The following is a 19,959-nucleotide window of genomic DNA, read 5'->3' as shown; positions in this document are numbered from 1 at the left end:
CGCGCGCTCAGGTCGCTTTGGGCGATCAAACCGAAAGATAAACCCTGTCCGGCGAAAGCGCACACGACGGCTTTCCTAATTGCCGATCCCGATTGGCGGACACAATGACGACATTCAGGCTTTCTGCCGCTTTTCCAATGCGCAAAGCGCGGCATCGAGGCGTTTGACGCGGGTTGCCTGCGCCGGCACGAGAACCGCGCCGGAAACATGCTGAAGGCGGTTACGCCAGTAAGACAAAGGAATACGGTCTTCTGCGGAAATATGGGAAATTATCTGCTCGAGATGCTCGATGTCTTTTTCGAGTTGCTGATGATTCATTGCTTTCCCCGGATTCTATTGAATTAGTGTTGAAGCAAAAAAATCGAAAGCATGAAGCCGCGTTGGCCCGCGCGGCCCAAGGTAATGCCCGCCAGCAGCGGAAAAACCTTCCTGAACTTCATCTGCGTCGGAAAAAACCGGCAATTTCTGCTCGCCGGGTTAAATCCCAACGGTTTAAAAAAGAATACTGCCGTCTAATTTCACGTTCCGTTGCCTGCCGCACTGACAGCGTTCGACGTCCCGAGGGTAAAGATAAATCATGGTCCGGGCGCAAAGGATAATCGGTGCGCGGTGACTCAACGTTGTAAAAATGCCGCATGCGGCTTACTTATCCAATTCGCATGCAAACCGCTTATCGGACACACATTAGGCGCATGAATTTATGACGGCCATGTGGTAACCGGAATGACACGAGCGTGGTCAGCGAGCGTATCGGGAATTGGCAGGGAATAACTGCGAACAGGTGAAAAAAACCGAAGGCCGCCAACGGATCGGCCAGCCGCGCGCGCCGGCATTGCACCGGCACGGCGTCAGGAGCTTACTTCGCGGTTGCGCGGCAGGCGTAGATCAGGCTCAACGTACCGCCCTCGCTCGACTGGCGCACGACGTCGAACGCGCCATTGCAACTGGCGGCCGCCTGTTGCGAGCACAAGTCGGAACCGACCGGGCATTGCACCAGCGTGGTCGCACGGCCGTCCGGCAGGAACAGCGGCGCGCTGCTGCTGCAACCGCCAAGCGCGACGATCGCGGCGACGGCCAGTATGCCGCGCGAGCGGCGCGCGAAGAAGGAATGGCATTTCATGGAGACCCCGGTCACGTCTTGTTTTTCGATCTCGCGATTGTGCCACGCTGCTCTCGTGCTGCGTCAGTTGGCGTGGTGCGGCTGGCCGGGCGCGGCGAGTCAAACGTCTATGCCGTGCGCGGCGATCTTCTTGTACAGCGTCGCGCGGCCCATGCCGATCTGTTTCGCAGTGTCAATGACGCGGCCGCCGTTCGCGCGCAACGCGTCGCAGAGAAAGCGCTTTTCGAACCCGGCCATCGCGTCGCTCCACGAGGTGGGTTCGGCGGTGGCGGCCACGTCCACGCTGGCGGCCGCGACAGACGGGGTCCGCGCCGGTGCCACCGCACCGCCCTGCCCCGAGCCGATGAACGGCGCGAGCATACGCGCATCGATGCGCTCGCTGTCGGACAGCATCACGGCGCGCTCCAATGTGTTGCGCAGTTCGCGCACGTTGCCGGGCCAGTCGTACGCGCACAGCAGGCGCAACGCGTCGTCGTGCAATTCGAAGTGGCTGCCGCCGCCTGCCTGCGCGGCCAGCTCCTCGAGCATCGCGTAGGCAAGCGCCTCGATGTCGGACGGACGCTCGCGCAGCGCCGGCGCATGGATCGTCAGCACGTTGAGCCGGTAGAACAGGTCCGCGCGAAAACGCCCGGCAGCGACGAGCGCCGGCAGATCGGCCGATGTCGCCGCGATGATCCGCACATCCGCGCGCACGATCCGATTCGAGCCGAGCGGCTCGAATTCCTTGTCCTGCAGCACGCGCAGCAGCTTGCCCTGCAACGGCAGCGGCATGTCGCCGATCTCGTCGAGAAACAGCGTGCCGCCGTTGGCGAGCTCGAACTTGCCGACCCGCCCCCTGCGATCCGCGCCGGTGTACGCGCCGGGTGCGGCGCCGAAGAACTCGACTTCGAGCAGCGTGTCGGGAATCGCCGCGACGTTGACGCTGACGAGCGGCTTGTGCGCGCGCGCCGAGCCGCCGTGAATCGCATGGGCGAGCAGCTCCTTGCCGGTGCCGGTTTCACCCAGCAGCAGCACCGGCGCTTCGAGTTGCGCCGCGCGCCGCGCCTGGCGCTTCACTTCGAGCGACGCCGCGCTCGTGCCGACGAAGCTGCCGAACGTATAGCGCGCGCGGCGCGCCTGCGCAAGCGACTGACGCGTCGCGATCAGCTCCTGCTGCAACCGCGAGTACTGCGAAAAGAGGGGCGACAGCGCTTTCAGCTCGTCGAACAGCGCGAAGCCGACCGCGCCGATCGTCACGCCGGCATCGTCCTTGAGTGGCAGGCGCGTGACGACGAGCGGCTCGCGATCGGTCTCCATGATGTCGAGCAGGATCGGCTTGCCGGTGTTGACGACCTCGCGCATCAGACTGTTTGGAATCACCGCTTCGCAATCCCGGCCGATCGCCTGCTGCGGGTCAGCAAAGCCGAAGCGCGCCGCATACCGCTTGTTGATCCAGACGACGCGCGCCTGCCCATCGACGATGAAGGTGCCTTCGCTGAAGTTTTCGAACGTGCGAAACAGCGAATCCATCGCCCGACGAAGCACGTCGTCATAGGTGGCGGGCAGGCCCGTCCAGTCGGTCAACATGCTGTCGCTGTCTCCGCTTATCGTTTTGATTGCAGCAATCTCAATCAGTGGACGAATTTATCTCCAAATTGAGACACACGATAGGCCTTATGCATCATGACTTACCCTGGTTTCAGGTGTTCTTCACCCGATGGAAGTCCCGTTTCGGAGACACTTGGGTACAATCCGCCCACGATGCCTCGGCCCGCCGCTGCGCGGCCGCGCCATGCGCCACGGCGGGCCGGCAGCAAAACGGCAGGCATGGCATGGAACCTGCGTTCCGACCGCGCCGCGCCGTCGCTCGATCGGAACGGCAAACATGTAGAACAACCGGGCTATGGAGACTCAATGACCTTTCTCATCGTTATCGCCGCGCTGGCGTTTCTGATGTTCGCTGCGTATCGCGGCTACAGCGTGATCCTGTTCGCGCCGATCGCGGCGCTCGCCGCCGTCCTGCTCACCGAGCCCGCCGCCGTCGCGCCGGTCTTCACGAGCATCTTCATGGACAAGATGGTCGGCTTCGTGAAGCTGTACTTCCCGGTGTTTCTGCTCGGCGCCGTATTCGGCAAGGTGATCGAGCTGTCGGGCTTCTCGGAGTCCATCGTCGCGGCCGCGATCCGCTATATCGGCCGCTCGCGCGCTAACGCGGTGATCGTCACGGTGTGCGCGCTGCTCACCTACGGCGGGGTGTCGCTGTTCGTCGTCGTGTTCGCGGTCTATCCGTTCGCGGCCGAGCTGTATCGCCAGAGCAACATTCCGAAGCGGCTGATGCCCGGCGCGATCGCGCTCGGCGCGTTCTCGTTCACGATGGACTCGCTGCCCGGCACGCCGCAGATCCAGAACATCATCCCGACGACGTTCTTCAAGACCACCTCGTGGGCCGCGCCGACGCTCGGCGTGCTCGGCTCGCTGTTCATCATCGTGGTCGGTCTGTCGTATCTGGAATGGCGCCGCCGCGCCGCGATGGCGACCGGCGAGGGTTACGGCACCGACCTCGTCAACGAGCCGGAGCGCGTCGAGTCGAAGCAGCTGCCGCATCCGCTGCTGGCGCTCGCGCCGCTCGTCATGGTCGGCGTCGCGAACTTCCTGCTGACGCGCTGGATTCCGACCTGGTACGGTCCGTCCTTCACGGTCACCCCGGACATCCTGCCGGGGCTGCATGCGCCGGTCGAAACGAGCGTCAAGGCTCTCGTGGGGATTTGGGCCGTGCTGGGCGCGCTGCTGCTCGGCATCGTGATGGTCGTCGTGACGGCGTTCAGTCGGGTCAGCCAGCGCTTCGCGGTGGGCACCAAGGCGGCAGTGGCGGGCGCGCTGCTGGCGTCGCTCAACACCGCGTCGGAATATGGCTTCGGCGGTGTGATCGCGGCGCTGCCGGGCTTTCTCGTCGTCAGCAACGCGCTGAAAAGCATTCCGAATCCGCTCGTCAACGCCGCGGTGTCGGTCAGCACGCTGGCGGGCATCACGGGTTCGGCATCGGGCGGTATGAGCATTGCGCTCGCCGCGATGTCGGATACGTTCATCAAGGGTGCGGAAGCCGCCCATATTCCGCTCGAAGTACTGCATCGCGTGGTCGCCATGGCGAGCGGCGGCATGGATACGCTACCGCACAACGGCGCGGTGATTACGCTGCTCGCCGTGACGGGTCTCACGCACCGGCAGTCGTATCGCGACATCTTTGCGGTCACCGTGATCAAGACGCTCGCGGTGTTCTTCGTGATCGCGGTGTATTACACGACCGGCCTCGTGTGAACGCCGAACCGGAAAACAGTACTTTGATCTGATAGATCCGCATTACTCCCACCTCGACAGCCGGCCAACGAAGCACGAGGATGGAGTCGTCAGCGCCCAATGTTGCAAGGGCAGGCTGACCCGAGTAACAACGGCGTTTAACGGCCCGTCCCTGTCCGGACGGGCTATTTTTTTGCGCGCGCCCAACGGCCTAGCCCGCCCCCGCGTCACCCGCATGACAAAACCCGAACGCACGACGCGCCACCGCGGGGCATGAAAAATGCGTCCGTCGCGGCGAGGAGTCGCGTTAAACTGGTTGCTCGCTCCGCAACCGCGAATCCGCTAGCGGCAGCGTCACACTCGACTAAAACCCCGGCGAGACGGAGGCAGACGCAGCACGGCACGACGACGCGGCAGACGGCACGCCGTCCGCCCCGTACAATGGTTCCATCACAACGCAACAAGGACAACTTCGATGCGCATCACCGGGTCCTCCGGGTCAATGGCCCTGCTCACCGAATACGACGACGCAACGGCGCGCGAACTTCGCTCGCTGCGCATCGAATCGACCGAAGACGGCAAAGGCATCCTGCTGATCGAGGTCGATGAGCGCAAGCCGGGCATACATCGCGAAGTGCGCTACGAAATCACGCCCGCGGAGCTGATCGCCGCGATCCGCGCGCATGGCGCCGAGTTGCCGGGCGAGCAGCACAATCATCGTCAGTGAAGCAGGCGCGCGGCGGGTGTGACCGTCGCGTGACTCGGCAGCCTCTCGCGCCGGTTGCGTCGCGCTGCGACGCGTCAGCGCGGGATTATCCACATTGGGCGCGCCTGCGCGCGTCGCCGTGTTTCCGTTTGTTCCGTTCACGCCGCCAATCCCCGCTTTCCTACGGGTTTTTGCAAGCGCCTTCGCGTCTCGTCGAGCGCGCTTATCCGGCCTTCAGCAACTTGTCACAAGCGGTTGCCACGCTTGTGTATCGAGGCATGCGGCGACATAGGGCGACCTGATCGCAGCCAGAAGACGGGCCAATTTCCGGGCCGGTTGCACGTCTCGAAAATACGTCCATAATCCTTGCATTCCCCTTTGCATTCCTTACCGCGCTGCGCCCGCAAGGGCCGCGGATGTTAAACCGATGCTACATGACCTCGTCGCGCAATATGGACCGGCGCTCGTCTTCCTCAATGTGCTGGCCGCCGCGCTCGGGCTGCCGGTGCCGGCCATGCCGTCGCTCGTGCTGTTCGGCGCGATGGCCGCGATGCACCCCGGCTCGGTCGGCACGCAACTGCTGCCGGTCCTCGTGCTGTCGATCTTCGCGACGCTGATCGGCGACAGCGCGTGGTACGTCGCGGGCCGCATCTACGGCGGCAATACGCTGAAGACGATCTGCCGGCTGTCGCTGTCGCGTGACACCTGCGTGAAAAAGACCGAGCGCTTCTTCGGCCGCTGGGGCGTGCGGGTGCTCGCGGTCGCGAAGTTCGTGCCGGGGCTGTCGATCGTGTCGATCCCGATGGCCGGCGCGATGGGCACGCGCTACCGCACCTTCCTCAGCTATGACGGCGTTGGTGCCGCGCTGTGGTCCGGCACCGGGCTGATCATCGGCGCGCTGTTCGCGCGGCAGATCGACATGCTGTTCGCGATTGCCGGGCGGCTCGGGCGCACGGCGGCGCTCGTCGTCGTCGCCTTGCTGGTGCTGTACGCGGTGTACCGGTGGATCCGGCGCCGTCAGTTGATCGCGAAGCTCGCGTCCGCGCGCATCGAGGTCGACGAACTCGCGAAGCTGTTCGCGGCTGACCGGGCGCCGGTCGTGTTCGACATCCGTTCGGAGGAGAAGCGCAAGCTCGATCCGTTCGTGATCCCCGGCGCGCAATTCGCCGATGAACGGCAACTCGACGACATCGTCGCCACCTACGCGCACGATCAGAAGCTCGTGATCTACTGCTCCTGCCCGAACGAGATTTCCGCGGCATGGATGGCCAAGCAGCTCAACGAAGCCGGCTTCTCCGACGTGCTGCCGCTGCGCGGCGGCATGGAAGCCTGGCGCGATTCGGGCAAGCCGGTCGACTCGCTGCCCGCGATGCCGCCGCCGGAAGTCGCGGTCGACGACATCGCGCCCAAAGCCGTTTAGCCGTAATCAGCGGCGGCATCGTCCGCCTGACGCGCGCGGCACGGCTCGTCCCGGCGTGCGAGCGCGCATCGCGTTGCCTCGCGTTCAATCGTGCAATGAATATCGAAGGAGCGGTTCAATGCTTTCGACTCAGGACGTTTCGACTCAAGAGGTGGAAGGACAGCAGGGGGTCGTCGCCGACGCGCCGTTTTCGTCGCTATCGACGCGCATGCACCAGATGTTTCCCGCGCTCAGTTGCGCGGAGATCGACCGGCTGCGCCGCTTCGGCGAGATCGGTCACTGGAAGTCCGACGAACTGCTGTTCGAGACCGGGCGCACCGGGCCCGGCATGTTCGTGCTGCTCGAAGGACGCGTGAAGGTCTATCAGCGTGACGGCATCGGCCGCGAAGTCTTGATCGGCGAGCACGGCGCCGGACATTTTCTGGCCGAGGTCGGGCAACTGTCGGGCAAGCCCGCGCTCGTGAACGGCCTCGCGATCGGCCCCGTCGAAGCGCTGCTGATTCCGCCCGAGCGCCTGCGCGCGCTGATCGTCGCCGAAGCGGAACTCGGCGAGCGCATCATGCGCGCGCTGATTCTGCGGCGCGTGTCGCTGATCGAAAAGGGCGCGGGCGGGCCAATCCTGATCGGCAATAGCAGCGACGCACGGCTCGTGACGCTGCAAGGCTTCCTGTCGCGCAACGGCCATCCGCATTCCGTGATCGACGAACGCGACGAAGACGCGTTGCGTCTGATCGAGCAGTTCGCCGCGCAGCGCGAGGACCTGCCGCTCGTGATCTGCCCGGACGGCTCGGTGCTGCGTCATCCGAGCATGCCGGAGCTTGCCACTCGCTTAGGTATGCTGCCCGATCTCGACGACACGTACGTGTACGACGTCGCGATCGTCGGCGCGGGGCCGGCGGGACTTGCCGCCGCGGTGTACGCGGCCTCCGAAGGACTTTCGGTGATCGTGCTCGACAGCCGCGCGCCGGGCGGCCAGGCGGGCGCGAGCTCGCGCATCGAAAACTACCTCGGCTTTCCGACCGGCATCTCGGGCCAGGCGCTCGCCGGCCGCGCGTTCGTGCAGGCGCAGAAGTTCGGCGCGCACGTGGCGATCCCAGTCAACGTGAAAGCGCTGCATTGCGGGCAGTCGCCGTATCGGCTCGAGCTGAAATGCGGCGGCCACATCAGCGCGCAGGCGATCGTGATCGCGAGCGGCGCCGTGTACCGGCGCCCGGCGCTCGACGGGCTCGAGCGCTTCGACGGACGCGGCGTCTACTACTGGGCGTCGCCGGTCGAGGCGAAGCTGTGCAAGCGCCAGGAGGTCGTGCTGGTTGGCGGCGGCAATTCGGCCGGCCAGGCGATCGTCTATCTGGCGACGCACGCGGCCAAGGTTCACGTACTGATCCGCCGCAGCGGTTTCGAGGCGACCATGTCGCGCTATCTGATCGACCGCATCCGCTCGCTGCCGAACGTGTTCGTGCATCCGAATTCGGAAGTCGGCCGGCTCGAAGGCGATGAGGACGGGCTCGTGTCGGTCGCGCTGAAGCGGCCGCTGCCCGGCGGCGTCGATCACTTCGACACCCGGCATCTGTTTCTGTTCACCGGCGCGGACCCGAACACCGAATGGCTGCGTACCTGCGGCGTGCAGCTCGACGCGAAAGGCTTCGTGCTGACCGGCATCAGCGCGGATGGCTCGGCCACCGCGTGCGATCTCGGGACCACGGTCGAAGGCGTCTATGCGATCGGCGATGCGCGTGCCGGCTCGACGAAACGCGTGGCCGCGGCGGTCGGCGAAGGCGCGGCCGTGGTCGCGCAGATTCACCAGTTGCTGGCGCAGACGAGCGGTGAAGAGGTGGCGCTCGGGGCGTGAGCTTCAGAGAGCATGAAAAAAGCGCACGGTGAGTTACACAGTGCGCTTTTGTATAACAGACGGCACGACGGCTGCGCCGGAGCGGACCCGCGTGTTCAGCGGTCCACTCAGCGGTCCAACTTCGCGCGCAATTCGCGCGCGGCCTCCAGCAGTCCTTCGTAACCCGAACGTGCGTGCTCCGGCAGATCGGGATCGCCGACCAGTGCGCCGAGCGTTTCGATCAGGCTGTACACAATGCCTTTCGCGGCGCCCGATGCAATGCCGCCAGACGACACCTGCTGATCGACGTGACTGAGCGCCGCGTCGAGCTGCTCGATCTCGGGACGATCGTCGGGGGGCGGCTTGGGAGAAACGTCTTGCGTCATGATCGAACATCGCTCCATTGAGTGCATCGGTAAAGTTGTTATATACCGATCGTGCGCCGCCGTCTATTCGTGTTCGGCGCGACAGCGATCCACGTCAAGGCGTCCAGCGATACATCAGCAGCTTCGCGCGCGCGTCGTCTTCGACCAGCACCACGTACTCGCCGTTATCGCGCTGCACCGCGCTGATGCCGAGATACACGTCGACCCAGCCGCTCGTGCCCCCGACGCTCGCGCCCGGCGTCATGTAACCGACCGCCGTGCCGTTGCGCGCGTCGTAGACGTCGATGCGATCGGTGTACAGCTCCGCAACGAAGATATAGTTGCCCGCCACCGCGACGCCGACCGTGGTGGTCTGCGGATCGCTTTGCGTGTTCCACGGCAGCGAGACCGTGTATGTCAGCGTCGGGTTGCCGCTGCTCCAGTTGTCGTAGCGGGCCAGCACCGGACCCGCTTCCTTCCAGTGCGTCGGGTCCCACGGAATCGCACTCGTGAAACCGGACAGATACATCGTGTCGGTCGCTGCGACGTAGACGAGTCGCGCGAGCCGCGTGAATGGCGCGGGCATCGCGAACATCTTCGCACTCGCGTACGTGTAGATCGGATTGCCGGCGGAGTCGAGACCTTGCAGCGGCATCTCGCGCACGCCGCTCAATGGCGTGGCAAGCCACACGTTGCCGGGTTCGTCGACCCACCAGAAGCCGTCGCCGACCGTGCTGCCGGTCGACGGATTGCCGCTGATCTCGCTCGCGTCGACGGCGCCATTGCCATTGCTGTCGCGCCACAGCCATTCGCCGTACGTCGGTTGCGCGGCGGGCCATGCGCCGGGCAGCGGATTCTGCGCGAGCATCCCCGACGGTATCGCGATCTCGCCATGCGCGGCATCGAAGCGATAGACGTTCAGATAGTGCGCGCCCGGATCGAGCGTATAGAGAAAGCGCTGGCCATCGAATCTGCGCACCATCGGTTCGCCACGCACGCCGCGCGGCTCGTGAAAGGCGGGATCGTCGGGGTAGTCGAAGCGATCGAGCGTGAACGCCGCATACGACCATTCGTGGCCGACCGGCTGCCTGTAATCGAGCGTGAAGCGCTTCGAGCCCGTGTAGATGGAAGCGGGTGTTGCCGGGTCGAACGCGCCGCTATCGACGAAGCTCAGACCGTAGAGCCGCCAGTTGAGCACGCGCGTGCCGTACACGTAGCTCTCCAGCACTGCGCCCTGCCCTACGGATGCCGAGCCGAGCGCGCGCGGTCCCTCGCCGTTTTGCGCGACGTACAGATTGCCGGCCGCGTCGACGCCGATGCCGGTGATGCCGTTGAAACGCGTATCGCCGGGCACGCCGCGCACCGGGTGGAAAATGCCGTTGCGCGTGCCGATCGACGTGCCCGCCTGCATCTGGCCGCCCGCGCCCTTGTTGAACACGAGGATCTGCTGCGAAACGCCGTTGTCGGCGACCAGCAGTTGGCCGGATGGCGTCACTGTGAGGTCGCTCGGCACGGTGCCGGCGGGCAGCGTCAATGGACCGGCGAGCGCGGTGCCGTCGGCGCGGTAGTGCAGGATGCTCAGATTGGCTGTGCCGAAGCCGCTGATGATCCACAGCGTCGAGTCGGTGTCGATCGCGATGCGGGCCGGCGACGCGACGCTCCACGAACGCAGCGGCTGCATGGACTGCGCGTCGTACACGGCGATCCGGTTGCCGTACGTGTCGGCCACGTAGAGTTCGCTGTCGGTTGCGGCGAGGCCGCGAATGCTCGCGTCGGTGCCAGTCTTCACCGTATCGACCGCGACGAAACTGTTCTTCGTCGCATTCGCGCTATTGCCGATGCCGCCGGAAAACGGTGCGCCGGTCGCGAGATTCGCAAGCGTGCGTCGCGTGATGCCGTACCAGGTCTGATTGGCCGGCGGATAGTCGGCGCCGACCAGCGCATTGTTCTCATTGCCGATCGACATCGCCGCATAGAGGTACGTCTGGTTGACGGCCACCGCGTCGCCGCCGGCCGCGCCCCAGCCATGCGTCGAACCGGCCACCGCGAGCTTGTCGCCCGCGCGATAGGCGGCGATTTCACTGCCGCTTTCGTCCCACGGCGCATTCGTATAAACGGTGCCATTGGCGCCGACGCTAATGGCCTGAATATCCTGCTGCATCCATTTGCCGTCGCCGAATCCGAAACTATTACCGATCCATGAGGTCGTGTAATTCAATTGGGATTGCGAGGAAACATTCGGTGAGATCAGGCTGTGGATTAACACCACGGCCAAGCCAAGGCGGGAGAAAGGCTTCACGGCAGTCGGTCCTTGCGAGGCGCGAGACGCGCACATCGGATTTGGCGTTTTATCCTCTCATATAAAAATAGTAAATTTATTGATGAAAAAATGATTATTGAATGCCGATTCATCCAATTCATTCCATTTGCATCTAATCAGGTTTCCGACACAATCTTTCCTTCACGAAACCGGTAAAAACCGGTTCCCGTAAAGACTCACCGGTCAGAGATTCAGTCGCTTTTTCTGCTCCTGTAAATCCTCACCTTGAGCGAGATGCTCATCATGTCCGCGCCGCCCGGCGACGCTCGAAAATCCGCCGCGTCAGATCGAACGCCACCAGATTGCCGGCCACCACGAGCATTAGACCGACCACCGCGAGCGCTGACCACCGATAGCCCTCGAACAGCGTCGACGCCGCGAGCGCGACGATCGGAAACAGCACCGTGCAATAGGCGGCCCGCTCCGGGCCCATACGGCCGACGAGCATCAGGTACGCCGTAAAGCCGATCACCGAGCCGAACACCACGAGATACGCGAGCGCACCGAGATAGCGCGCCGACGGTTCCACCGCGAACGAATAGCCGGCGAACAGACTACCGAGCGTCAGGACGGCAGCACCGATCAGCATCGCCCAGCTGTTGGTCGCGAACGGATGCAGGCCCATCGACTGCATGCGGCTCGACAGCAGGTTGCCGGCCGAGAAGCACAGCGTGCCGAGAAACGCGACGCCGAGCCCGAGCCATGCGGTGTGATCGCCGAGATGCCCGGCCATCTGCTGCACGAACAGACAGACGATGCCGACGAGCCCGAGCAACGCACCCGCAATCGCGCTCGGCTGCAGAGGCCGGCCCATGAACAGCCGCCCGTTGATCGAGTTCAGCAGCGGCGCGGTCGAGAACACCACCGCGACGAGCCCGCTCGGCACGAGCTGTTCGGCGTAGTAGAAGCACAGGAAATTCAGGCAGAACAGCGCGAGACCCTGCGCGGCGAGGTAGCGCCAGGCGTCGCGCGGCGGCCAGATCGGGCGGCGCATGATGCGCGCCAGTGCGAACATCAGCAGCGCGGCGATCCAGAAACGCCACGCAATCGATACCGGTGGCGGCACCGCGCCGAGTTGCCATTTGATTGCGATCCACGTGGTGCCCCAGATCAGCACGGTGATGGCATAAAGGAGGAGATTCATGGTCGGGCCTCAGACTGCAATGACGGACTGCGATGACGCGCAGCATGGAAGAAAGCCCGACTATGGAACCGCGCCGCCGCCCGCAATTGTCCAAAATTGCGCACTTTTTCGCGCCGATGCGCAGGCTGACGGGACGCGCCGTATACTGGCCGCTCAACCACCACCGTACACCGGAAAACCTCCGCGCGCCGCCGTGAACCCCACCCCGTCCGTCCCCGTGATATCCACCGCCGGCATGCCTTTTGGCCTGCAGTCGGTCTGTCACACGCTCGCCAGTGCGAACGCGCATCTGGACCGCTTCGCGTGGCTCGGCGACGGACTCGCGATCGCGCTATGGACTCGCGACACGAAGGAGGACGAGACCGTCTACGAACGGCCCGGCCATCACACGCTGTCGTGCTATCTGGACGGCGGGTATCGCACCGAGCGCCAGAAAATGCCGGGCCACTACGGCGCGCCGTCGCGGCTGTGCGCACTGCCCGGCGATCACGAATCGCGCTGGTGGGTGCGCGGCCACATGCACTTCATGCATCTGTACTTCCTGCCCGAGCACTTCACGCGACGCGCGGTGCAGGAGCTCGACCGCGAACCGCGCGAACTGACGCTCGCCGATCGCACCTATTTCGAGGACCCGCGCATTGCGAGTCTGTGTCAGTCGCTCGTCAACGAGGAGTGGGAAAGTCCCGACGGTCTGCTGCGCACCAACGAGACCGCGCACGAAGTGTTGAGCCTGCTATTGCGCGGCCAAGGCGTACGGCGCGCGAACGTGGCGCTGAAAGGCGGGCTGTCGGCCGCGACGCGGCGCCGCCTGCGCGACTATATCGACATTCATCTTGCGCAGCCGTTGACGCTCGGGGAGTTGTCGGGTGTCGCGGCGCTGTCGGAGTTTCATCTTGCGCGGATGTTTCGCGAGTCGTTCGGGTTGCCGCCCGCCGCCTGGATCGCGCAGCAGCGGCTCGATCGCGCGCGCACGCTGCTGCGCACGACGACGTTGCCGCTCGCGCAGATCGCCGGGCAGTGTGGCTATGCGAACGCGAGTCACTTTAGTCACCGGTTTCGCGAGGCTGTCGGGGTGACGCCGAGTGGGTTCCGGCAGGCTATCGGTGTTTGAGATTCGCGTTTGAGTTTCGCTTTGCAGTTAGCCCCGCGTCATCGCAGCGCCATCGCCAGCACGCGCGCGACGTGGATCGCGTCGACGCCCGCGCCGTCGTGAATCTGATGCCGGCAGCTAGTGCCGTCGGCGACCATCAGCGTGGCCGCGTCCAGCTTGCGCACCGCGGGTAGCAGCGACAGCTCGGCCATCGCCTGCGAGCTCGCGTAGTGCTCCGCTTCATAGCCGAAGCTGCCGGCCATGCCGCAGCACGACGATTCGATCGTCGATACCTTCAACTCGGGAATCCACTTCAGCACGGTCTGCACCGGCGTGAATGCGTCGAACGCCTTCTGATGGCAGTGGCCGTGCACGAGTGCCTGCTGCATCGGCAGCGACTTCAATTCGAGCTGCAATCGTCCGGCCTTTTCTTCGCGCACGAGGAATTCCTCGAATAGAAACGCGTGCTGCGCGAGGCGCTGCGCCTCTTCGCCGAAACCGTACTGCAGGAATTCATCGCGCAACGACAGCAGACACGATGGCTCCAACCCCACCACCGGCACGCCACGTTCGACGAACGGCCTGAACAGCTCGAGCATGCGCCGCGCTTCCTCTTTCGCTTCGTCGACGAGACCCGCCGCGAGAAACGTGCGGCCGCAACACACGGGACGCTCTCCCGGGCGTGCATTGAAGTGGACCGTGTAGCCCGCCGCTTCGAGCACCTGTTGCGCGGCGCGCGCGTTGTCGGGCTCGAGGTGATTGTTGAAGGTATCGACGAACAGCAGGACTTCTTTCAGCGCGCACGCCTGCGCAGCGTTGCGTGCAGGCTTCGCGGACACCGCATCGGCCAGAAACGCCTTCTTGAACCGCGGCAAACTCCGCTCGGTCGCGAATCCGACCGAGCGCTTGAACCACGCCGACAGCACCGGCACGTTGTCCGCGAGCGCCAGCAGCCTCGGCATGCGGCTCGCCGCGCCCGCATAGCGCGGCATGAACGCGACGAGCCTGTCGCGCAGCCGCACCCCATGCGTCTTGACACGCGCCGCCCGCGCCTCGATCTTGAACTTCGCCATATCGACGCCGGTCGGGCAATCGCGCTTGCAGCCCTTGCACGATACGCACAGGTCGAGTGTTTCCTTCACGTCGTCGCTCGCGAGCCCGCTTTCGCCGAGCTGCCCCGAAATCGCGAGCCGCAACGTGTTGGCCCGCCCGCGCGTCAAATGTTGCTCGTCCTTCGTCACGCGATAGCTGGGGCACATCGTGCTCGCGTCGAACTTGCGACAGTGGCCGTTGTTGTTGCACATCTCGACCGCTTTCGCGAGGCCGCCGCTCAGATCGTCGCCGCTGCCGGGCGCGCTTTCTTCTCCTGTCAGCGGGTCGCGCTTCACGTTCCACGTCGACCAGTCGAGCGCCGTTTCGATGCGCTGTTCGCGATAGCCCGGCGCAAAGCGGAAATTTCGCGCGTCGTCCATCTTCGGCGGACGCACGATCCTGTCGGGATTGAAGCGGTTGTCCGGATCGAACAACGCCTTGATCTCGCTGAACGCCTCGTTGAGCCGCGGCCCGTATTGCCATGCGACCCATTCGCCACGGCATAGCCCATCGCCATGCTCGCCGGAATACGCGCCCTTGTACTCGCGCACGAGCGCGGCCGCTTCCTCGGCGATCGCGCGCATTTTTGTCGCCCCGTCGCGGCGCATGTCGAGAATCGGCCGCACGTGCAGCGTACCGACGCTCGCATGCGCGTACCACGTGCCTTCGGTGCCGTGGCGATGAAACACGTCGGTCAGCCGGCTCGTGTAGTCGGCCAGATGTTCGAGCGGCACCGCGCAATCTTCGATGAAAGACACCGGCTTGCCGTCGCCCTTCATGCTCATCATGATGTTGAGACCAGCCTTGCGCACTTCCCACAGCGCTTTTTGCGCATTTGCGTCCGGCATCTCGACGACCGCATCGGGCAGGCCCAACTCGCCCATCAACTCCGTGAGCTGCTTCAGCGACGCGAGCTGCGCGTCGCGATCCTCGCCCGCGAATTCGACGAGCAGAATCGCCTGCGGCTCGCCGACCAGCGCCTTCCCGATCACCGGACGAAACGCGGGATTGCTCAACGCGAGATCGATCATCGTGCGATCGACGAGTTCGACAGCGACCGGCTTCAGCTTGACGATGTGCTGCGTGAGCGCCATCGACTGCCGGAAGGTCGGAAAGTTGACCACGCCAAGCGCCTTGTGCGCGGGCAGCGGCGCGAGCTTCAACGTGATCTGCCGGCTGAATGCGAGCGTGCCTTCCGAGCCGACCAGCAGATGCGCGAGGTTCGCGCTGCCGTCATCGGTATAGGCGCGCGGATTCTGGCAATCGAACAGATCGATGTTGTAGCCCGCGACGCGGCGCAGCACCTTCGGCACGCGCGCGATGATTTCGTCACGCTCGCGCTGCGCGATCCGCGTGACGCCCGCAACGATCTGCTGCAAGCGCTCGCCTTGCGGCGGCTCGCGCAGCGACGCAAAGCGCGCTTCGCTGCCGTCGGCGAGAATCGCGTCGATCGCGTCGACGTTGTGCACCATGTTGCCGTACTCGATCGAGCGCGAGCCGCACGAGTTGTTGCCGGCCATGCCGCCGATCGTGCACTGGGCAGCCGTCGATACATCGACCGGGAACCACAGTCCATGCGGCTTCAGCCACGCGTTCAGATGATCGAGCACGACGCCGGGCTCGACCGTCACGGTGCGCGCGTCGGCATCGAACGCGACGATGTTGTTGAGCCACTTGCTCGTATCGACCACCAGCGCTTCGCCGACCGTCTGCCCACACTGGCTCGTGCCCGCGCCGCGCGCGAGCAGCGGTACTTTCTCGCTGCGCGCGATTTCGAGCGCAATGCGCAGATCGTCCTGATCGCGCGGCACCACGACGCCGACCGGCGTGATCTGATAGATCGACGCATCGGTCGCGTAGCGGCCGCGGCTGGCGAGATCGAACAGCACGTCGCCGCGCAGCGCTTTGCGCAGATGCTGCGCGAGCGGACTCGTTGCGCGCGCGGCGGACGGGACCAGATGGATCGGCTTGACGAGCAAGCCCGCAGTGGGATTCGTCATTTCGTCGGCCTGTGAGGAGCGCGCCTGAACCGCGCAGCTCGAATTACCTAGTACAGCGTCAGATGCACCGGCGCGAGTCCTTCGATATGCGCGCTCACGTCGCCCGCCTCGCGCGGAAAGAACATGCCGGTGTACGAACCGGCGGTGATCACCATCTCCGGCGTCACCGCAATGCCGCGCGAACTCGCGTGATTGACGAGCCACGTCAACAGCCGCCGCGGATCGCCGGCCGGATTCGCGGGCGTCGTTTCGACGACATTGCCTCCGTTGAACGCGAAACGCAGCGACGGCGCGACGAACGGAAAATCCTCGCGATACCGTGTGAATTCACCGACGATCAGCGCGCCGTGATTTTGCAGGTCCGCAAGCTGCGCGAGTTTGTCGATGGCGGGCCACGCGGCATGGCGGCTTGCGACGATCTCGATGGTCGCGCCGATCGAGCCGATGCCCGCGAGCACTTCGTCCTCGCGGTACGGTTTCGTGGACGACTCGAAACGCCGGCCGAAACGGAACGCGACTTCGAGTTCGAGCCCGAGCGGCGCGAAGCCTTCGCGCGACAGACGCGCGCCGTCGGCGTGCAGATCGGTGTCGGGCAATGGCGCGCCTTGAATCGGTCCGCTCGCCGATTTCGCGCCGATCTTCCAGCCGCCGATTCGCGCGCCGCATGCGCTCAAGATTTCGTGCTGGATTGCGTAGGCCGCGTCGGCATCGGAAGGAAGCAGCTCCGGAGGCAACGTATCGAGCACCGTGCGATTGCGACGCGCATCGGCAAGCAGCTGACTCAATGATGAAGTCATGTTTTACACGCCCATCCGGGTGGAAACGTGCGCCTTCTCCGACGCGCCAACTTCGAAGCGGCTCTCGGGCTGCATGCGGAACGCGAGCACGACGCCGATGCCCATCAGCAACATGCTGCCCACGAACGGCAGATCCCAGTTGCCAAAGCGGTCGATCAGAAAGCCGCCCATCACCGGCGAGATGATCGCGGCGAGCGCCGAACCCGTGTTCATCATGCCGCTCGCGGTGCCGGAGAAGTCCGGCGCGATATCCATCGGGATCGCCCACATCGGGCCGATCGTCATCTCGGCGAAGAAGAAGCCCGACGCGAGACAGGCAATCGACAGCGTCAGGTCATGCGTGAACATCAGAGGAATCAGCGACAGCAGGCAGAACAGCATGCACACCGACACCATCCAGCTGCGCGCGCGTTTGAGGCTGCCGGTGCGCTTGAAGATCGCATCGGTGACGATGCCGCCGAGCGTGTCGCCGATCACGCCGGCGAAGAACACGACCGACGCGAAGATCGCCGACTTCTGCAATTGCAGATGGTGGTTATGCAGGAAGTACAGCGGAATCCAGCTCAGGAACAGCCACAGCGTCCAGCCGTAGCAGAAGTAGACGATCGTGACCGGCGTCATGCGGCGAAACAGCTTGCCCCACGGCAAGCCGGAGACTTTCGGCTTCGGCGTGGGCAGCACCGCGAGTTCCTCGGGCGTGATGCGCGGATGATCTTTCGGATGCTCGGTGAACGTGAGCGCCCACATGACCACCCACACCAGACTCAGCGCGCCGCAGATAAAGAACGATTCGCGCCAGCCCCAGTTGGTCATCACGATCACGATGAGCGCCGGCGCGACCGCGTTGCCGACTCGCGACGCCGCGTGCGTGATGCCCTGCGCGAAGCCGCGCTTTTCTTTCGCGACCCAGCGCGACATCGCCGACGTTGCAGCCGGGAACGTCGCGCCTTCACCGAAACCGAGCACGAGCCGCGCGGCGAGCAACGAAGCGAGCCCGCCCGCGAAGCCCGTGAACACTGTCGCGAGACCCCAGATGGCGCCACAGAACAGCAGCGTGCGTCGCGCGCCGAAGCGATCGCTTACCCAGCCGCCGATCACCTGAAACAGCAGATACGGATACGCGAAGGCCGAGAACACGAGCCCGACCTGCGTATGCGTGAGATTGAATTCCTTGCCGAAACCCGCCGCCGCGGTGCTGACGTTTACGCGATCGAGGTACGTGATGAAGTACATGATGCAGAGCATCACTAGAACGATACTGGTCGCACTGGTCAAACGAAACCGCTTCATCGTCTCTCTCCATGGCATCTGTCGACGGCGCGCCTGAAGTGGCGCGCTGCGTCGTCGCCCGTCGGCCGCGAGAGCCGCTATGGACGCATTGCACGTTGTTCTGGCCGCGTTCTGCGCGCGGCTCGATGAGGGAAGCGCTCCCTGCGCCCGACAATCAGGCCGCGGCCTTCAATCCCGGCGTCTTCGGTGCCTGGCTCAGCGACTCCATCGCGGCCGGCATGCCGCTTTCCTTGAGCGGCACGCCAGCAAGCCGCAGACCCATTTCGCAGCCAGCCAGTGTCGCGAGCAGCATCAGATCGTTGCAATCGCCAAGATGGCCGATGCGGAACATGCGGCCTTTCATTTTGCCGAGGCCCGTGCCGAGCGACATGTCGAAGCGTTCGTAGATCAGCTTGCGCACCGCGTCGGCATCGACACCGTCGGGCATCATCACGCCCGTCAGCACCGGGCTATAGACGGCGGGATCGGCACACTGGATGTCGAGCCCCCACGCGCGCACCGCGCGGCGCGTCGCTTCGGCAAGCCGCTCGTGGCGCGCGAACACGTTGTCGAGCCCTTCGCCGAGAATCATTTCGATCGCTTCATGCAGCCCGTACAGCAGGTTCGTGTTCGGCGTGTACGGCCAGTAGCCGGATTTGTTCATCTCGACGATTTCCGTCCAGTCCCAGAAGCTGCGCGGCAGCTTCGCGTGCTGGCTGGCGGTCATCGCCTTCGGCGAGATCGCGTTGAAGCTGATGCCCGGCGGCAGCATCAAGCCCTTTTGCGAGCCCGACACGGTCACGTCGACACCCCACTCGTCATGACGATAATCAGCGCACGCGAGACCGGAGATCGTGTCGACGAGCAGCAGCGCCGGATGGCCCGCGGCGTCGATCGCGCGACGCACGGCGGCGATGTCGGACGTGACGCCGGTCGAGGTTTCGTTGTGCACGACGCAGACCGCCTTGATCGCATGCTGCGTGTCGGCGCGCAGACGCTCTTCGATCATCTGCGGCTGCACGCCGCGCCGCCAGCCTTCGATGCCTGGCAGCCCCAGGAATTCGGGCCTCAGGCCAAGCTGCACGGCCATTTTTTTCCACAACGTCGCGAAGTGGCCGGTCTCGAACATCAGTACGTGATCGCCGGGGCTCAGCGTATTCGACAATGCGGCTTCCCATGCGCCCGTGCCGGACGCCGGATAGATGACGACCGGCTGCTGCGTCTTGAAAATCTTCTTGATGCCGTCGAGCACCTTGAGACCCAGCTCGCCGAATTCGGGTCCGCGATGGTCGATGGTCGGATAGCTCATCGCGCGAAGGATGCGATCCGGCACCGGACTCGGCCCCGGAATCTGCAGGAAGTGACGGCCAGCGGGATGAAAATCTAGCTTCAGCATCGAACTCCTCCAATTGAATTTTGCATGCAAAAAACTATATCAGAGGAACCGTGATGCTCCCAAGACGAAAATTGGCCTCTAAGGCCAGTGTTTACCCGCGTGTGCGCATGGATTAACTAATCGATATGGTTCCGATAAA

The 19,959-nt window shown here is 64.5% G+C and carries 15 protein-coding genes; 5 read left to right on the top strand and 10 right to left on the bottom strand.

Translation table 11 applies throughout. The annotated features are described in order from the left end of the window. Positions 1–114: 114 nt before the first annotated feature. From OKW29_RS17925 to OKW29_RS17915, 3 genes are all read right to left on the bottom strand, one after another. The gene (locus OKW29_RS17925) at positions 115–318 is read right to left on the bottom strand and encodes a hypothetical protein (protein WP_090808221.1); all 204 of its coding nucleotides are present in this window, start codon (positions 316–318) and stop codon (positions 115–117) included. A 538-nt stretch (positions 319–856) separates the two neighbouring features. Continuing rightward, the gene (locus tag OKW29_RS17920) at positions 857–1,120 is read right to left on the bottom strand and encodes a hypothetical protein (RefSeq protein ID WP_184037925.1); all 264 of its coding nucleotides are present in this window, start codon (positions 1,118–1,120) and stop codon (positions 857–859) included. A gap of 99 nt (positions 1,121–1,219) precedes the next feature. Further along, the gene (locus OKW29_RS17915; protein ID WP_429291965.1) at positions 1,220–2,686 is read right to left on the bottom strand and encodes a sigma-54 interaction domain-containing protein; all 1,467 of its coding nucleotides are present in this window, start codon (positions 2,684–2,686) and stop codon (positions 1,220–1,222) included. A gap of 327 nt (positions 2,687–3,013) precedes the next feature. Between OKW29_RS17915 and OKW29_RS17910 the strand changes: the two genes are divergently transcribed. The 4 genes from OKW29_RS17910 to OKW29_RS17895 all read left to right on the top strand — a co-directional run bounded on the left by OKW29_RS17910 (position 3,014) and on the right by OKW29_RS17895 (position 8,368). Then, on the top strand, positions 3,014–4,414 hold the full coding sequence (locus OKW29_RS17910; RefSeq protein ID WP_184073081.1) for a GntP family permease: 1,401 nt from the start codon (positions 3,014–3,016) through the stop codon (positions 4,412–4,414). A 454-nt stretch (positions 4,415–4,868) separates the two neighbouring features. After that, positions 4,869–5,120, top strand: coding sequence for a hypothetical protein (locus OKW29_RS17905; RefSeq protein ID WP_429291964.1), 252 nt, complete (start codon positions 4,869–4,871; stop codon positions 5,118–5,120). Between the two features lie 406 nt (positions 5,121–5,526). Next, complete coding sequence (locus tag OKW29_RS17900; RefSeq protein ID WP_184073079.1) at positions 5,527–6,519, top strand: DedA family protein/thiosulfate sulfurtransferase GlpE; 993 nt, start codon at positions 5,527–5,529, stop codon at positions 6,517–6,519. 118 nt (positions 6,520–6,637) lie between these two features. Next, complete coding sequence (locus tag OKW29_RS17895) at positions 6,638–8,368, top strand: FAD-dependent oxidoreductase (protein ID WP_429291963.1); 1,731 nt, start codon at positions 6,638–6,640, stop codon at positions 8,366–8,368. A 107-nt stretch (positions 8,369–8,475) separates the two neighbouring features. Here OKW29_RS17895 and OKW29_RS17890 read toward each other — a convergent pair whose 3' ends face one another. From OKW29_RS17890 to OKW29_RS17880, 3 genes are all read right to left on the bottom strand, one after another. Continuing rightward, positions 8,476–8,733, bottom strand: coding sequence for a hypothetical protein (locus tag OKW29_RS17890; RefSeq protein WP_184073075.1), 258 nt, complete (start codon positions 8,731–8,733; stop codon positions 8,476–8,478). A 94-nt stretch (positions 8,734–8,827) separates the two neighbouring features. Beyond that, positions 8,828–11,047 carry a hypothetical protein gene (locus tag OKW29_RS17885; RefSeq protein ID WP_429291962.1) on the bottom strand — a complete coding sequence of 740 codons (2,220 nt, stop codon included), beginning with the start codon at positions 11,045–11,047 and terminating at the stop codon, positions 8,828–8,830. Positions 11,048–11,273: 226 nt separating this feature from the next. Beyond that, positions 11,274–12,176, bottom strand: a complete 903-nt coding sequence (locus OKW29_RS17880) for a DMT family transporter (protein ID WP_184037909.1) — start codon at positions 12,174–12,176, stop codon at positions 11,274–11,276. A gap of 235 nt (positions 12,177–12,411) precedes the next feature. Between OKW29_RS17880 and OKW29_RS17875 the strand changes: the two genes are divergently transcribed. Next, positions 12,412–13,287, top strand: a complete 876-nt coding sequence (locus tag OKW29_RS17875; RefSeq protein ID WP_429291961.1) for a helix-turn-helix domain-containing protein — start codon at positions 12,412–12,414, stop codon at positions 13,285–13,287. Between the two features lie 38 nt (positions 13,288–13,325). Here OKW29_RS17875 and OKW29_RS17870 read toward each other — a convergent pair whose 3' ends face one another. From OKW29_RS17870 to OKW29_RS17855, 4 genes are all read right to left on the bottom strand, one after another. Further along, positions 13,326–16,358 (bottom strand): FAD-binding and (Fe-S)-binding domain-containing protein, encoded by a 3,033-nt coding sequence (locus tag OKW29_RS17870; protein ID WP_429291960.1) that lies wholly within the window; start codon positions 16,356–16,358, stop codon positions 13,326–13,328. Between the two features lie 47 nt (positions 16,359–16,405). Then, complete coding sequence (locus OKW29_RS17865; protein WP_429291959.1) at positions 16,406–17,155, bottom strand: 2-keto-4-pentenoate hydratase; 750 nt, start codon at positions 17,153–17,155, stop codon at positions 16,406–16,408. Positions 17,156–17,158: 3 nt separating this feature from the next. Next, positions 17,159–18,445: an MFS transporter gene (locus tag OKW29_RS17860; protein WP_429291958.1), complete on the bottom strand. Its 1,287-nt coding sequence runs from the start codon at positions 18,443–18,445 to the stop codon at positions 17,159–17,161. A gap of 154 nt (positions 18,446–18,599) precedes the next feature. Continuing rightward, positions 18,600–19,820 carry a pyridoxal-phosphate-dependent aminotransferase family protein gene (locus tag OKW29_RS17855; protein ID WP_429291957.1) on the bottom strand — a complete coding sequence of 407 codons (1,221 nt, stop codon included), beginning with the start codon at positions 19,818–19,820 and terminating at the stop codon, positions 18,600–18,602. Between the last annotated feature and the right edge of the window lie 139 nt (positions 19,821–19,959).

The sequence above is a fragment of the Paraburkholderia sp. CI3 genome (assembly GCF_050436505.1).
GTDB classification, from domain to species: Bacteria; Pseudomonadota; Gammaproteobacteria; order Burkholderiales; family Burkholderiaceae; genus Paraburkholderia; species Paraburkholderia tuberum.
Note: the sequence above shows the minus strand (reverse complement) of the source record. Positions and strands in the feature narration are given on the sequence as shown.

What these genes read in the sequence shown, in the direction of transcription:
- OKW29_RS17890 (WP_184073075.1), bottom strand. Translation starts at nt 8,733, where the DNA reads ATGACGCAAGACGTTTCTCCCAAGCCGCCCCCCGACGATCGTCCCGAG.
- OKW29_RS17920 (WP_184037925.1), bottom strand. Translation starts at nt 1,120, where the DNA reads ATGAAATGCCATTCCTTCTTCGCGCGCCGCTCGCGCGGCATACTGGCC.
- OKW29_RS17895 (WP_429291963.1), top strand. Translation starts at nt 6,638, where the DNA reads ATGCTTTCGACTCAGGACGTTTCGACTCAAGAGGTGGAAGGACAGCAG.
- OKW29_RS17870 (WP_429291960.1), bottom strand. Translation starts at nt 16,358, where the DNA reads ATGACGAATCCCACTGCGGGCTTGCTCGTCAAGCCGATCCATCTGGTC.
- OKW29_RS17905 (WP_429291964.1), top strand. Translation starts at nt 4,869, where the DNA reads ATGCGCATCACCGGGTCCTCCGGGTCAATGGCCCTGCTCACCGAATAC.
- OKW29_RS17865 (WP_429291959.1), bottom strand. Translation starts at nt 17,155, where the DNA reads ATGACTTCATCATTGAGTCAGCTGCTTGCCGATGCGCGTCGCAATCGC.
- OKW29_RS17915 (WP_429291965.1), bottom strand. Translation starts at nt 2,686, where the DNA reads ATGTTGACCGACTGGACGGGCCTGCCCGCCACCTATGACGACGTGCTT.
- OKW29_RS17925 (WP_090808221.1), bottom strand. Translation starts at nt 318, where the DNA reads ATGAATCATCAGCAACTCGAAAAAGACATCGAGCATCTCGAGCAGATA.
- OKW29_RS17910 (WP_184073081.1), top strand. Translation starts at nt 3,014, where the DNA reads ATGACCTTTCTCATCGTTATCGCCGCGCTGGCGTTTCTGATGTTCGCT.
- OKW29_RS17855 (WP_429291957.1), bottom strand. Translation starts at nt 19,820, where the DNA reads ATGCTGAAGCTAGATTTTCATCCCGCTGGCCGTCACTTCCTGCAGATT.
- OKW29_RS17860 (WP_429291958.1), bottom strand. Translation starts at nt 18,445, where the DNA reads ATGAAGCGGTTTCGTTTGACCAGTGCGACCAGTATCGTTCTAGTGATG.
- OKW29_RS17875 (WP_429291961.1), top strand. Translation starts at nt 12,412, where the DNA reads ATGCCTTTTGGCCTGCAGTCGGTCTGTCACACGCTCGCCAGTGCGAAC.
- OKW29_RS17880 (WP_184037909.1), bottom strand. Translation starts at nt 12,176, where the DNA reads ATGAATCTCCTCCTTTATGCCATCACCGTGCTGATCTGGGGCACCACG.
- OKW29_RS17900 (WP_184073079.1), top strand. Translation starts at nt 5,527, where the DNA reads ATGCTACATGACCTCGTCGCGCAATATGGACCGGCGCTCGTCTTCCTC.
- OKW29_RS17885 (WP_429291962.1), bottom strand. Translation starts at nt 11,047, where the DNA reads ATGTGCGCGTCTCGCGCCTCGCAAGGACCGACTGCCGTGAAGCCTTTC.